Genomic DNA, 12,591 nt, shown 5'->3' with positions numbered 1-12,591 from the left:
TAAAGACAAGGGGAGATTGGCGATGAGCCGGACGGCGGAGGAACAGGCCAACCTGGATCTGGTCATGGCAATGTACCGCGACGTGCTGATGCCGATGGATAGCACCCGGGTCGATGCCTATATCGCGCCCGACTACATCCAGCACAGTTCGCTGGCAGAGCCCGGCGTCCAGGCGCTGAAGGACTTCCTCGACATGGTGAAAGTCCAGTCACCCGGCGCAACGCACAACCTCAAGCGCGCCTTTGTCGACGGGGACCATGTGGTAGTGCATCACCATGTTATCCGGTTCGATGGCGATCCCGGCATGGCCGTGGTCGATATCTTTCGCGTCGCGGGCGGGCGGATCGTGGAGCACTGGGACGTGCTGCAGGATGTGCCCGCCGTGCCGGTCAACCCGCTGCCGATGTTCTGACAGGGAGAAGTGAAATGCGCCCGATTCTGATTGCTGCCCTGGCCGCTGCGGCCCTGCTGCCCCAGCCGGCCCTGGCCAAAGGCTGCGGCCTGACGCCCAAGCAGGTCGTGACCAAATTCATGACCCGGTTCTATATCGAAAAGGACGTGCGCGGCGCGTTCGAAGCCTGGGTCGATCCGGGCTATATCCAGCATAACCCGATGGCCGCCACCGGCCGCGATGCCGCGATCGGTTTTCTGGAGCCCTTCTTCAAAAGCAACCCGGGCATCCGCTATGAAATCAAGCGGGTGATCGCGGACGGCAATCTGGTCGCGGTCCATGCCTGGGGACGGATGAGCGAGAGTGACCGGGGCATGGCCGTGGTCGACATTCTGCGCGTCAAGGGCTGCAAGGTGATGGAGCACTGGGACGTGGTCCAGCCGGTGCCCGAAAAAACCGCCAATTCCAACGGGATGTTCTGATGCGCTTTGCGGGCAAATGCGTGGTTGTGCTGGGCGGCAATGCCGGGATCGGCCTTGCCGCCGCACGGCTGTTCCGGGCCGAGGGAGCAAAGCTCGCGCTGACCGGACGCAACCGCGAAACGCTGGCAGCCGCTGCGGCCGAATGCGAAGCGCTGGGGATCGCCAGCGACATGGGTGAGCCCGCGCAAAGCCGCGCGGCCATGGCCGAAATCGAGCGTGAGCTGGGCGGGATCGACGTGCTGTTCGTCAATGCCGGGGTCGGCGGCTTCGCACCGGTAGAGGCGGTGACCGAGGAATTCTGGGACGGGATCCATTCGGTCAACCTGCGCGGGGCCTTTTTCGCGATTCAGGCCGCGCTGCCCTTGCTGCGCGATGGCGGTTCAATAGTGATCACCGGATCGATCGGCTCGGTCGCCGCAGTGCCGGGCAATGTTGCCTATGCCGCTGCCAAGGCCGGGCTGCGCGCGATGGCGCGGATCCTGGCCAAGGAACTGCTGCCGCGCCGGATCCGGGTCAATCTGGTCAGTCCGGGGCCGACCGACACCGAAATTTTCAAGCGCGGGGCCAGCGCGGAGGAAATCGCGGGCATGCGGACAATGCTGTCCGGGGTGGTGCCAATTGGCCGGATGGGGACGAGTGACGAAATTGCCCATGCCGTGCTGTTTCTGGCCAGCCAGGAAGCCAGCTTTATCAATGGCATAGACCTCTACGTCGATGGCGGCTGCGTGGAGCTGGGTTGAACCGGGCTGTCCGGACAAGGTGACAACAGGGTTACAGGTTGTCCGGGCCTATTATCCTGTTATTTGAATTTGTTACGCCTAAAAAGGTGACACTTGCGCAGTTTCAGGAAATTTCGCGGTTGCAGCCGGGGGCCGACTGGCGTGGTGGGGAAGAACGACGATGTCAAAGAGCGGTGCCCTTATCGCAGATTCGCCGCGTGTAGGAAAGTTTGGCGTGGGATCCGCCCCGGCGCGTTCCGGGCCAGCTCTGATTTCTGCCGCTTCGTCACCCTGAACTTGTTTCAGGGTTCATCGTGCCGCACGCCCTGTTCGCCCTGGGAACGATCAAGCCGCGCGGTTTGCGGGCGATTCGACGCTCTCGTCTGGCTGCGAAATGAACCCTGAATCAAGTTCAGGGTGACGGCGGAACGGGTAGGAAGGGACGTTTACCCTACAGGATGAAATGATCCCCCGCCCCGCGCACGGTAATGTCACCAATCGAGACCCCCCACGGCTGATCGATCGCGTAAACGATTGCATCGGCGATGTGTTCCGGTGCCAGGCTGGCATAGTCGATATTGGCCGGGTCGAGCCGCTCCGCCGGGAATGTGCCATCCTGCATTCCGGCAACCATCGCGCCGAATTCCGGCATGTTCTGCGCCACGATGCCGATCCCGGCTGCCGGGTTGATCACCGTGCCCGACAGGCCGGTTGAAGGAACCCCGGTCGGCTTGACGATGGTCACCTTGATCTTGCCGCGCGTTTCAACCCGGAAACTTTCGGACAGGAAATTGACCGCGCTCTTGCTCGCGCCATAGACCGCCGCGCCCGTCACCGGGAAATTGCCATAGATCGAGCTGACGTTGATCACATGCCCCTGGCCCGCCGCGATCATCGGATCGTGCGCAGCGACCATGCCGTTGAGCACGCCTTTGATATTGATATCGATGCAGCGTTCCCACGCATCATAGGCGGCTTCGTGATCCGCAATGAATGCCAGCGGCATGATCCCGGCGTTGTTGAGCATGACTTCGACCGAGCCATAGGCAGACAGCGCGGCGGCAATCAGGGCCTTGACCTGGGCCAGCCTGGTCACGTCCACCAGCACCGCCTGCGCCTGCCCCCCGGCGGCGCGGATGTCCGCTGCGACCGCTTCGGCAGCATCCAGATTGATATCCCCCAGCGTCACTTTCGCTCCGCGCGCCGCCACCTTGCGCGCGACCAGACTGCCAAAGCCCCCGCCCGCGCCGGTAATGACGATCGATTTGCCGGTGATGTGGTCGGTCATCGTCTGCAGTCCCTCTCTCAAAGCCCAGCCGGCAGTGCATCCAGCAGCATGGTCTTGGTTTCCAGATAGCCCCACAGGCCTTCGGGTCCACCCTCGCGGCCAATCCCGCTTTGCTTGAACCCGCCGAACGGCAGGCCGAAATCCATCCGCAGGCCATTCTGGCCGAATCCGCCGGTGCGGATCCGGCGGCCGATCTGATAGGCGGCCTCAGCGTCCTGCGTCAGCACCGAACCGTTGAGGCCGTAATTGCTCTCATTGGCGATGCGGATCGCATCCTCCTCGTCCTCGCACGGGATCAGGCACAGCACCGGGCCGAAGATTTCCTCCTGCGCGATCCGGCTGTGGTTATCGACATTGGCGAACAGCGTCGGTTCGATGAAATAGCCCTGATTAAGGTGGCTGGGCCGCCCGCCGCCGCAGACCAGATCGGCGGTCTGCTTGCCTTCCTCGATATACATTTCCACCCGTTCCAGCTGGCGCTTCATCGCCAACGGGCCCAGCTGGGTGGCCGGATCATCGGAATGGCCGATCACCACTTTGGCCATTTCCTGCTTGATCGCGGCGGCGAGTTCATCGTGGCGGTGGCGCGGGACAATCGCGCGGCTGAGCATGGCGCAGACTTGCCCGGACAGCGTGTTGAGCGTGCCGGTCAGCAGCTGCGCCGCAGCTTCGGTCGGGAAATCATCGCGCACGATGGCCGCACTCTTGCCGCCCAGTTCCAGCGTACAGCGCGCGATCCGTTCGCCGCAGACCTGCGCGATCCGCTTGCCCGCCAGGGTCGATCCGGTGAAGCTGACTTTGTCTACGCCGTGGTTGCAGACCAGATGATCCGCCGCCTCGCGGTGGCTGGGGACCAGATTGACCGTGCCGGGCGGCAGGCCCGCAGCCTCAGCGGCTTCGGCAATGATATAGGCTTCCAGCGGGGTTTCCGGGCTTGGCTTCATGATCACGGTGCAGCCGGTCAGCAGGGCATAGGCAACCTTGTTGGCCATGATCCCGAACGGCCCGTTCCACGGCGCGATTGCCGCAACCACGCCAACCGGTTCGTGCACCACCAGACCCACTGCGGCGCCCATGGAGGGGCGCTGCTCGACGAATTTGAACGCTTCGGCAAAGTCGGCAATCTGGGCCAGCCCCATCACTCCGCCGCCGTGCATCGGCCCGGCAAAGCTGACCAGCCCGCCCATCTGCGCGGTCCAGGCTGCGGCCAGTTCGGGCACGCGGGTTTCCAGATGCGCGACCAGCTTGCGGAACGCTGCCACCCGCTCAGCCGGGGGCAGTGTGGGCCAGGGCCCGGTATCGAACGCGGCGCGGGCGGCGGCGACGGCCTTATCCATGTCCACCTCGTCCGCTTCGGCACAGCGCGCGACGACTTGTTCGGTATTGGGCGAGACCATTTCAAGCTGGCGGCCGCTGTGGGGCAGGACCCACTCTCCACCGATGTAAAGCTTGTCGGGATGGGCGATATTCACGCCTTGGGGCAGCATGGCAGACCTCTTCAAAGTTGTGGCGGCAGGGCGGCTTCGACCTTTTCGATCCTGCCGTCGTTGACCGTGTAGAAAATGAACTGGCGGATTTCCTGCACTTCGCCCGCGCGGATCGGAAAGAACCCGGTTGCGCCTTTGGCGTCAAGCTCCTCGCGGGTCAGGTCGCGGAGCGCCTCGATCCGGACGATCGCGTCGCAGGCGGTGCAGGTCTCGCTGGCGGCGAAGCCCCGCAGCGTCACGCTTTCCTTTACGTAGGAATGGAGCCAGGCATAGAACGCCTTCAACTCCTCGCGCGAGGTGATGACGATCCCGAAGAATTCCATGCGCGGCGGTTCGACATAGAAATCGGCCACCGCATCGTAATCCTTCGCATTGAAGGCGGCGAGGTATTGGTCATAGCGCGCACGATCGATCATGCCGCGACTCTCCCGGTATGTTTATAACAATTGTTAGAATTACACAGCTCCGGACGCAGCGCAAAGGAAAAGGGGCGACCGTTGCCGATCGCCCCCATCCCCACCTGGCTGGCAGCCATGCTGCCGGTCAGAATATCGATCAGAATTCCTTCTTGAGCGTAACCGCCCATTCACGCGGACGACCGACCTGCGAATAGATCGTGCCCGAGAAGGCCTGCACCGCGGCGAAGCGGAACGGGGTGTAGTACTTGTCGAACAGGTTCTGGACCTCAAGGCTGATCGACAGGTCTTCACCCTTGTTCTTCCAGGTCAGGCGCGCGTTGCCGAGCGTGTAGGCCGGGTAGAAATCGATCGGACCACCAGCAACCACGCGGCCCGCGCTGTTCTTGCCGGTATAGGCCAGGTCAAAGCGCGGCGTGATCGAACCCGCATCGCCCATATCGGCCTTGTACTGGATGCCGAAGCTGTACTTCCAGTTGGGCGATACGATCGGATCGGTGATCAGGATCGCATTGCCGACGCGGGCGTCGATCGTCGACCAGTTACCGGTCAGGTGGCTGAGCGAGGCATCGATATCCAGACCTTCAACCGGGCTCGCCATCATTTCGATTTCGAAGCCCTTGATCTTCCCGTCACCCGCATTCTGGCGGGCACCGCAAGGAGCCAGCGAACCGAGCGAAGCGCACGAGATCAGCGGCAGCTGGATCGCCTTGTAATCGTTGATGAAGGCCGACAGGTTGATCCGCAGCTTGCGGTCAAACAGGTCGGTCTTGATCCCGGCTTCATAGGCAGTGACCGTTTCCGGACCGAACGAACCGTTCAGCGCCTGCGCGGCGTCAAACGGACGTGCGGTCACGCCGCCGCCCTTGAACCCGGTGCCGGCCGTGACATAGGCCAGTACCTGCGGCGAGAAGCGGTAGTCGGCCGACAGACGCCAGTCGATCTTGTCGCCATCATAGGTGGCGACCACACCATCAAGCGCGCCAAGGAAGATCGACTTCGTGCCGTCATAGTTCTTGCGGACGAAAGTGTAATCCTTGTGCTCGTCGGTATAGCGCAGGCCGCCAGTCAGCGTCAGGGCTTCCGTCGGCTTGACGAAGACCGAACCGAACACCGCCTTGGAATTGGCGCGGACCGGATCGTTGCCCATGAACTGGAAGTTCAGGCCGGGCGCGATGTAGCGGATGTCCTGGCGGGTGAAGTAGGTCGACTGCTGCTTCGAATAGAACCCGCCGAGCGTCCAGTCGACCATGTCGCCGACCTTGCCGTTGAGGCGCAGTTCCTGGCTGAAGAACCAGAAGTCCAGATCGTTGTAACCGCCCGCACCCAGGCCCGCGAACGGCGAGAAATCGTCGTCCGTGCCCCAGATCTGGCGATAGCTGCGATAGGCCGTGATCAGTTGCAGGTTAAGGCTGTCCGACATGGTGATCTTGCCGTTGCCCGACACGCCCCAGCCCTTGAACTCGGTGGTGTTGGGCATGAAATAGCCCTGGCCCACCTGGCCGCCGGCCGGCAGATAGAAGCTGGCATAGGTGCAGAACTTGCCGCACAGCGCGTTGACCGTGGCTGCCTTGGTCGAACTGGTCACCACTTCGGCCGCATTGCTGCGGTTTTCATAGGTGTAGTCGGCGGTCACAGTGTAATCGAACGTGTCGCTCGGGTTGAACCGCAGCGAACCGCGGATCCCCGAATAGTCCACTTCGCCCAGCTTGGACATCACGCAGCCCTTGCTGCCGGTGCTGGGCAGCGGGGCGACCCCTTCGGCATTGCCGGGCTTGGCGCAGCCATAGTCGATCTGGTCAACATAGCCGTCCTGGCGCTTGTAGACGCCCGAGACGCGGCCATAGAGCCCTTCGGCCAGCGTGAAATTCGCGCTCGCCCGCAGTTCGGTGCGATTGCGGCTGCCATAGGTGCCTTGCACCGTGCCCGAATTTCCATCGGTCGGCTTCTTGGAGAACAGCTTGATCGCGCCGCCGATCGCGTTGCGGCCGGTGTTGGTGCCCTGCGGCCCGCGCAGCACTTCGACGCGCTCAAGATCGAGCAGGTCGAAAATCCCGCCGGTCAGCGTGGCGTAATAGACGTCATCGACATACATGCCGACGCCCGGTTCATAGGCCGGGTTAAAGTCAAACTGTCCGACGCCGCGGATCGAGGCACCGAGCGAGGAGCCATAAGCACCGCCCATTGCGTTGAGCGTTACGTTGGGAGCCTGCCGCGCGATCTGCGACAGATCGGTCTGGTTGCGCGATTCGAGCAGCCCGGCATCAACCGCGGTGATCGACAGGGGAGTGTCCTGCAGCTTCTGTTCGCGGAACTGCGCGGTAACGACGATTTCGCGGCCTGCGCTTTCATCATCGTTCGCCTGATCCTGCGCCATGGCAGGTGCAGCAATGCCCATCGCCAGCGACGACGCGCCGAGCGCAAGGCCCGCGCGCCAAAATGCTGTCATGCCGGAATGCTTGGCCATATTTCCCTCTCCTTGTGCTGGCCTCTGGGGGCCACCTCGATTTAGTGAGTAAGACATACAATATTTGCAAAGGCAAGCCCTGCTTGCGTCCACCACACATTTCGCGTGAGTGATGCAAAAAGGTCACGATTGTTAGCTTGCCGGGCCAAAGGCCAGCGTTTCGCCCCTTGCGCGCGGACGCGCGGGAGAGGATACGGCTCGGCCATGGACGCACCAGCCACCCCCTTAGCCGCCACTCAGGACGATCAGTTCGACCTGCTGGTTCGCCTGCTCAAGCTGGGCAGCTTCATCAACGCGCCGATGAAAGAGGGGGTCTGTGACCCCAGCGGGATCAGCCAGATCGAACTCAAAGTGATGATGGCGCTGGCCGGTGAAGGCGCGCTGGCCGGGCATGATCTGGTGGAGATCATGGGCGTCCCCGCCATGAACGTCAGCCGCGCGCTGGCCACCTTGCGCGACAAGGGCTGGATCGAGGACGCGCAGGATCGTGACAACCGCCGCCGCAAGCCCGTGCGGCTGAGCGCGGCGGGCGAAGCGGCCTATGCGCACAGCCTGCCCGCTGCACAGCAGGTGGCGCGCGACTTGCTGGCTGGCCTGTCTCCCCGCCAACTGCGCGATCTTGCCGGGCTGTCCGACAAGGTCATTGCCAACATGACCGACTGGATCCGTGCCCACCACGAAGGCGTGAAACTGGGCTGATCGCCGTCCCGCGTCAGATCAGGGCCACTTGCCCTGCAGCTTGCGGAAATGCTCGATCACAAATTCCGCCCCCAGTACGGGATGCGCAAAACTCATGCTCACTTCCTGCCGTTCGGGCCAGGTCGGGCGCCATTCGCTTTCCTCCAGGATCACGTCGGGACCGATCGGGTTTTCGGGATAGCACTGCGCCGCAGGCTGCAAATGCGCGATCGTGTGAGCCCAGCCGGTTTCGTAATCGGCCTGCCACTGCATCATGTAGTTAAGCCGCCGGATCTTCCACACCCCGTCCTCGCGGACATAGTCGTTTTCATATATCCCGGCCTCCCAGAACTGCTGCGGCATCCCTTCGGGCAGCGCATCGCGGATCGCATCGTGCCAGCCGCCCGCCAGCACGCCGCGGAACCGGCCCTTGGCAGTCTGGCGGTCGGGCGCGATCGTGATCACGTCCTGAAACTGGAAGTGATCGAGCAGCAGGCCCTTTACCGGCCCGCGCCGTCCGCCCGTGAACAGGTTCTGGAACCAGGTGCCGTACAGCCGCATGATTCCGGCATGGCCACGATACTCGCCTGACAGGAACACCACCGCGCCGTCCTGGCTGAACAGCCCGGTCACTTCCTCGGGTCGGTTATAGTCGATGTAATAGCCATAGGCGTTCTGCAGGCGGCGGATCGCGTTCAGATCCTCCAGCTCATCGATCCGCGCTTCGAGGGCCGCGAGGCGCAATTCGACATCGGACATTTCGACTCTCCCATTGATTTGTATGTAATGCTAACAATCGTGAACGATTTGGCGAGAGGAAATTTGGCAATGAGCGAATGGCAGGGCCGGGTGGCCTTTATCAGCGGCGGCGTATCCGGGCTGGGGCTGGGGATCGCGCAAGCCTTCAGCAGTGCCGGGATGCGGCTTGCCCTGTCCTACCGCAATGAGGACTATCGCGCCGCAGCTGCGCGCTGGTTTGCCGAGCAGGGGCGTGAAGAGCCGCTGTGGGTCAAGCTGGACGTGCTGGACCGCGCCGGCTGGGCCCAGGCCGCCGATCAGGTAGAGGCGCATTTCGGCGCAGTCCACGTGCTGTGCAACAACGCCGGGGTCAGCGTGTTCGGTGACACGGCAGAGGCCAGCCATGCCGATTTCGACTGGATCATGGGGGTCAACTTTGGCGGGGTGGCAAACGGGATTGTCGCCTTCCTGCCCAAGCTGAAAGCCGCGAGCGGGCGGCGCCACGTGGTCAACATCGCCTCTATGGCGGCTTACCTGTCAGGCCCGCAGGCCGGGATCTATACCGCCAGCAAGTTCGCGGTGCGGGGGCTGACCGAATCGCTGCGCTACAATCTGGTGCCCTTGGGGATCGGTTGCTCGCTCGTCTGCCCGGCGCTGATCCGCACCAACGCCTGGGACAGCGCCTTTCGCCGCCCGGCGGAATTTGCAGAGAGCGGGTTTGGCGCGATCAACAAGGCCGAGCTGGAACAGTTCGGCACCGCGTTTCAGGCCGGGATGGACCCGCTGGAAGCCGGGACCAGGATCGTCGCCGGGATGAGCGCAGACCGGGGTCTGATCTTTACCCACCCCGAATTCGCCGAGGACTTCAAGGCGATCTATGATGACAGCCTGGCCGCGCTGCCGGACGATATTGCTCCGCCTGAACGGCTGGAAGTGGAACGCCTGCGCCGCGCGGCCAATCATGCGGCGCTGGCGGGCAAAGCGATTTCGATCAGCGATCTGACCTGAGCGGAACCACTGACGGATCAGTCCTAAAACCACCTCCATTCGTGTCGAGCGGAGGTAGGGTCAGGAATGGTGGACGTAGCCGCTTCCGGCGCTATCCTCCCCGGCTGGGGGAGAACAGGAGTGCGCCATGTGTAATGATTTTACCGCCGAACAGGAAGAAGCCGCCCTCGCCGCCAAGGGGCTCAACCGCCGCGAATTTGCCGCGATCGGCACCGCGGCCCTGCTGGCTGCCGGAAGCACCGGCGCATTCGCCAAAGGCAAGGCTGCGCTGAAGGAAGCCACGGTAAGCTTCAAGACCGATGATGGCATGGCCGATGGCTTTTTCGTTCACCCGGCCAAAGGCAAGCACCCCGGCGTGATCCTGTGGCCCGATATCGCCGGGCTGCGCGATGCCTACAAGGAAATGGCGCGGCGGCTGGCGGGTGAAGGTTATGCCGTGCTGGTGCTCAACCATTATTATCGTTCCAGCCCGGCTCCGATCATGAATTCGATCGCCGAATGGCGCACCCCCGATGGGCAGGCGAAATTAAAGCCGATGATCGCCGCGATCACGCCCGAAGGCACGGTCAAGGACGCCTGGGCCTGTGTCAATTTCCTCGATGCGCAAAAGGCGGTGGACCGCAAGCGCGGAATCGGCACCCAGGGCTATTGCATGGGCGGCCCCTACACCGTGCGCGCGGCCTATGCTGTGCCCAGCCGGATCAAGGCGGCGGCATCGTTCCACGGTGGGGGTCTCGTTACCGATCAGCCCGGCAGCCCGCACCGGCTGCTGGCCAAAACCCAGGCCAGCTATCTGATCGCAATCGCGCGCAACGATGATGCCCGCGCCCCGGCAGACAAGGACGCCTTCCGCGACGCCGCCAAGGCCGCAGGGCGCCCGGCCGAAGTGGAAGTCTATAACGCCGATCACGGCTGGTGCACGCTTGACGCGCCGATCTATGACAAGGCCGAAGCGGACCGTGCCTGGGGCCGGTTGCTGGCGCTGTACAAGGGGCTGTAGGCCGGGGATCGCCCGCCCGAACCAGAACTCCGTCACCCTGAACGTGTTTCAGGGTGACGAGTGTCTGGAGCGGGGAATTGGCTCTATTCCTCCCAGCTCGGAGGAGGAATTCAGGCCCACCAGTACGCCGTTGCGCGCATTTCGATGCTGACGCGCGGCGGCGCATCCGCCGGGGCCAGCGGATCGTCGAAAGCGACGTGCGGGATGCAGTGCGCGCGGGCCGGATCGCTGTCATTGGTCTTGAACAGCACTGCTTCGTCGATCCGCAGGTCGGGATAGAAATACCAGCGATGCGCCGGATTGTGCGCCGCGACCCAGCTTTCAAATGACCATTCGGGCGAACCATCAACCGGATCGAAAATCGCCTGAGCCACGATCAGGTCCGCATCGGCAACGCTGCGTGCGTCACACAGCGCCAGCGGCACATCCTGCGGCGCCGGGCTGAGCGCGCGCCACAGGTTATAGGCGGCGCAACGGGTGAACTTTCGCCCGCCCGCCCCGCGCTGGGCAAACTGCGCGGCGGTGACATCGTTTATGTCGACATGGGCAAAGCGCGCCGGGTGCGAATTATCGGTGCTGCCAGCCTTGCCGCTCTTTTCGCTGAAGCGCAGGATGCCAGGGGCAGTGACCTGAACCTCATCCGCGCCGATCACATCCTTGATCAGCGCGGCAACTTCGGCGCGGTGAATTGCGGCCAGCGCGTTACGATCGGTCCAGTCAGTGATCGCGCTGGTGTGGCGGACCAGCTGGAACCCCTCGCGGTCGATGTGGGCATCGATCTGGCGGGCATCGTGCACCGGCATGGGATGCAGCGCTACGGGCACACAGTCTTTTTCGTGCGCGTTGGCGTAGTAATAGGGGCGGGTGCCATCCCGCTCGACATAGGCGATCAGGGCCTCGCGCATTGTTACCTCCGCAATCCAGGCCGAGCATTAGCCCCATCCATTCGTCATTGCGAGCGGAGCGAAGCGATCCAGGGGGGTTAGCGCCGCACTGGATTGCTTCGTCGCTATGCTCCTCGCAATGACGAAGAAGGGATCAACGCTTGATCTTGCTGGTATCGAACGTGCCCAGCCCCGGCTTGAAGCTCTTTTCATCCAGGAACTGGCGTGTCGCCTCATGCCGGGCCTCGACGCCGCCAAAGTTGTGCAGGGCTTCCTGCGCGCGGATCAGATAGTCCTCGGCGTTGTCATAGGTCATTTCGGTCATCCGCCGCACTGCCCACTTGGTCGCGCGCAGGGCGTGGCTGTCCTTGGCCTTCAGCGCATTGGCAATTTCGAGCACGCGGGCATGAAGCTGGTCAGCCGGGACTGCCTCGGTCACCAGACCTTGCGCTTCGGCCTGCTTGCCGGTCAGGTTTTCACCCATCATCGCGTGGTACAGTGCCTTGCGCAGCGGCATCAGATCGGCAACGACCTTGCTCGCGCCGCCGCCGGGCAGGATGCCCCAGTTGATTTCGGACAGGCCGAACTGCGCATCGTCTGCCGCGATCGCGATATCGCAGGCGAACAGCGGGCCATAGCCGCCGCCAAAGCACCAGCCGTTGACCATGGCGATGGTCGGCTTTTCATACCAGCGCAGGCGTTCCCACCACGAATAGGCTTCGCGCTGGCTCTTGCGGATCATGCCAAGACCCTGCTCCTCGGTTTCGCGGAAGTATTCCTTGAGGTCCATGCCCGCCGACCAGGCCTCACCCTCGCCGGTCAGCACCAGCACTTTCACGTCATCGCGAAATTCCAGATCGGCGATCACGCGGCCCATCTGGCGGTTGAGCTTGGGGCTCATGCAATTGCGCTTTTCCGGGCGGTTGAACTTGACCCAGGCGATCCCGTCTTCAACGGTGAAGGCAACGGTATCCTCTTCGGCGCGGTCGGTCTGGCTCATGGCAATCCTCGTTGGCTTGGCAATGTTGTTATG

General features: G+C 63.1%; 13 protein-coding genes. 6 read left to right on the top strand and 7 right to left on the bottom strand.

Annotated elements, in window-relative coordinates; translation table 11 throughout:
* Positions 1-22: 22 nt before the first annotated feature.
* The 3 genes from MNBBLIKP_RS15235 to MNBBLIKP_RS15225 are packed head-to-tail and all read left to right on the top strand — an operon-like array spanning position 23 to position 1,613.
* Positions 23-412 (top strand): nuclear transport factor 2 family protein, encoded by a 390-nt coding sequence (locus MNBBLIKP_RS15235; protein WP_088311120.1) that lies wholly within the window; start codon positions 23-25, stop codon positions 410-412.
* A 14-nt stretch (positions 413-426) separates the two neighbouring features.
* Positions 427-873, top strand: coding sequence for a nuclear transport factor 2 family protein (locus MNBBLIKP_RS15230; protein ID WP_088311119.1), 447 nt, complete (start codon positions 427-429; stop codon positions 871-873).
* Entirely contained in the window at positions 873-1,613 is a 741-nt protein-coding gene (locus MNBBLIKP_RS15225) for an SDR family oxidoreductase (RefSeq protein WP_088311118.1), read from the top strand. The genes MNBBLIKP_RS15230 and MNBBLIKP_RS15225 overlap by 1 nt, the downstream gene beginning before the upstream one ends.
* A 430-nt stretch (positions 1,614-2,043) precedes the next feature.
* Here the strand turns inward: MNBBLIKP_RS15225 and MNBBLIKP_RS15220 are convergent, their stop codons facing one another.
* The 4 genes from MNBBLIKP_RS15220 to MNBBLIKP_RS15205 all read right to left on the bottom strand — a co-directional run bounded on the left by MNBBLIKP_RS15220 (position 2,044) and on the right by MNBBLIKP_RS15205 (position 7,250).
* On the bottom strand, positions 2,044-2,880 hold the full coding sequence (locus tag MNBBLIKP_RS15220) for an SDR family oxidoreductase (RefSeq protein ID WP_088311117.1): 837 nt from the start codon (positions 2,878-2,880) through the stop codon (positions 2,044-2,046).
* Between the two features lie 17 nt (positions 2,881-2,897).
* Positions 2,898-4,367 carry an aldehyde dehydrogenase gene (locus MNBBLIKP_RS15215; protein WP_088311116.1) on the bottom strand — a complete coding sequence of 490 codons (1,470 nt, stop codon included), beginning with the start codon at positions 4,365-4,367 and terminating at the stop codon, positions 2,898-2,900.
* An 11-nt stretch (positions 4,368-4,378) separates the two neighbouring features.
* Positions 4,379-4,783: a nuclear transport factor 2 family protein gene (locus MNBBLIKP_RS15210; RefSeq protein WP_088311115.1), complete on the bottom strand. Its 405-nt coding sequence runs from the start codon at positions 4,781-4,783 to the stop codon at positions 4,379-4,381.
* Positions 4,784-4,922: 139 nt separating this feature from the next.
* Complete coding sequence (locus MNBBLIKP_RS15205) at positions 4,923-7,250, bottom strand: TonB-dependent receptor (protein WP_088311114.1); 2,328 nt, start codon at positions 7,248-7,250, stop codon at positions 4,923-4,925.
* Positions 7,251-7,454: 204 nt separating this feature from the next.
* Between MNBBLIKP_RS15205 and MNBBLIKP_RS15200 the strand changes: the two genes are divergently transcribed.
* Positions 7,455-7,949 (top strand): MarR family winged helix-turn-helix transcriptional regulator, encoded by a 495-nt coding sequence (locus tag MNBBLIKP_RS15200; RefSeq protein WP_088311113.1) that lies wholly within the window; start codon positions 7,455-7,457, stop codon positions 7,947-7,949.
* Positions 7,950-7,967: 18 nt separating this feature from the next.
* Here MNBBLIKP_RS15200 and MNBBLIKP_RS15195 read toward each other — a convergent pair whose 3' ends face one another.
* Positions 7,968-8,687 (bottom strand): nuclear transport factor 2 family protein, encoded by a 720-nt coding sequence (locus MNBBLIKP_RS15195; RefSeq protein WP_088311112.1) that lies wholly within the window; start codon positions 8,685-8,687, stop codon positions 7,968-7,970.
* A 69-nt stretch (positions 8,688-8,756) separates the two neighbouring features.
* On the opposite strand from MNBBLIKP_RS15195, the gene MNBBLIKP_RS15190 reads away from it, so the two are divergent.
* Both MNBBLIKP_RS15190 and MNBBLIKP_RS15185 read left to right on the top strand, forming a co-directional pair.
* The gene (locus tag MNBBLIKP_RS15190) at positions 8,757-9,674 is read left to right on the top strand and encodes an SDR family oxidoreductase (protein ID WP_088311111.1); all 918 of its coding nucleotides are present in this window, start codon (positions 8,757-8,759) and stop codon (positions 9,672-9,674) included.
* A gap of 127 nt (positions 9,675-9,801) precedes the next feature.
* Positions 9,802-10,674 (top strand): dienelactone hydrolase family protein, encoded by an 873-nt coding sequence (locus MNBBLIKP_RS15185; protein ID WP_088311110.1) that lies wholly within the window; start codon positions 9,802-9,804, stop codon positions 10,672-10,674.
* A gap of 110 nt (positions 10,675-10,784) precedes the next feature.
* Here the strand turns inward: MNBBLIKP_RS15185 and MNBBLIKP_RS15180 are convergent, their stop codons facing one another.
* Positions 10,785-11,579 (bottom strand): CmcJ/NvfI family oxidoreductase, encoded by a 795-nt coding sequence (locus MNBBLIKP_RS15180; protein WP_088311109.1) that lies wholly within the window; start codon positions 11,577-11,579, stop codon positions 10,785-10,787.
* A gap of 133 nt (positions 11,580-11,712) precedes the next feature.
* The gene (locus MNBBLIKP_RS15175) at positions 11,713-12,558 is read right to left on the bottom strand and encodes a p-hydroxycinnamoyl CoA hydratase/lyase (protein ID WP_088311108.1); all 846 of its coding nucleotides are present in this window, start codon (positions 12,556-12,558) and stop codon (positions 11,713-11,715) included.
* Between the last annotated feature and the right edge of the window lie 33 nt (positions 12,559-12,591).

This window comes from Novosphingobium sp. B 225 (assembly GCF_002198665.1).
Taxonomy (GTDB): Bacteria; Pseudomonadota; Alphaproteobacteria; order Sphingomonadales; family Sphingomonadaceae; genus Novosphingobium.
Note: the sequence above shows the minus strand (reverse complement) of the source record. Positions and strands in the feature narration are given on the sequence as shown.

What these genes read in the sequence shown, in the direction of transcription:
- MNBBLIKP_RS15235 (WP_088311120.1), top strand. Translation starts at nt 23, where the DNA reads ATGAGCCGGACGGCGGAGGAACAGGCCAACCTGGATCTGGTCATGGCA.
- MNBBLIKP_RS15230 (WP_088311119.1), top strand. Translation starts at nt 427, where the DNA reads ATGCGCCCGATTCTGATTGCTGCCCTGGCCGCTGCGGCCCTGCTGCCC.
- MNBBLIKP_RS15225 (WP_088311118.1), top strand. Translation starts at nt 873, where the DNA reads ATGCGCTTTGCGGGCAAATGCGTGGTTGTGCTGGGCGGCAATGCCGGG.
- MNBBLIKP_RS15220 (WP_088311117.1), bottom strand. Translation starts at nt 2,880, where the DNA reads ATGACCGACCACATCACCGGCAAATCGATCGTCATTACCGGCGCGGGC.
- MNBBLIKP_RS15215 (WP_088311116.1), bottom strand. Translation starts at nt 4,367, where the DNA reads ATGCTGCCCCAAGGCGTGAATATCGCCCATCCCGACAAGCTTTACATC.
- MNBBLIKP_RS15210 (WP_088311115.1), bottom strand. Translation starts at nt 4,783, where the DNA reads ATGATCGATCGTGCGCGCTATGACCAATACCTCGCCGCCTTCAATGCG.
- MNBBLIKP_RS15205 (WP_088311114.1), bottom strand. Translation starts at nt 7,250, where the DNA reads ATGGCCAAGCATTCCGGCATGACAGCATTTTGGCGCGCGGGCCTTGCG.
- MNBBLIKP_RS15200 (WP_088311113.1), top strand. Translation starts at nt 7,455, where the DNA reads ATGGACGCACCAGCCACCCCCTTAGCCGCCACTCAGGACGATCAGTTC.
- MNBBLIKP_RS15195 (WP_088311112.1), bottom strand. Translation starts at nt 8,687, where the DNA reads ATGTCCGATGTCGAATTGCGCCTCGCGGCCCTCGAAGCGCGGATCGAT.
- MNBBLIKP_RS15190 (WP_088311111.1), top strand. Translation starts at nt 8,757, where the DNA reads ATGAGCGAATGGCAGGGCCGGGTGGCCTTTATCAGCGGCGGCGTATCC.
- MNBBLIKP_RS15185 (WP_088311110.1), top strand. Translation starts at nt 9,802, where the DNA reads ATGTGTAATGATTTTACCGCCGAACAGGAAGAAGCCGCCCTCGCCGCC.
- MNBBLIKP_RS15180 (WP_088311109.1), bottom strand. Translation starts at nt 11,579, where the DNA reads ATGCGCGAGGCCCTGATCGCCTATGTCGAGCGGGATGGCACCCGCCCC.
- MNBBLIKP_RS15175 (WP_088311108.1), bottom strand. Translation starts at nt 12,558, where the DNA reads ATGAGCCAGACCGACCGCGCCGAAGAGGATACCGTTGCCTTCACCGTT.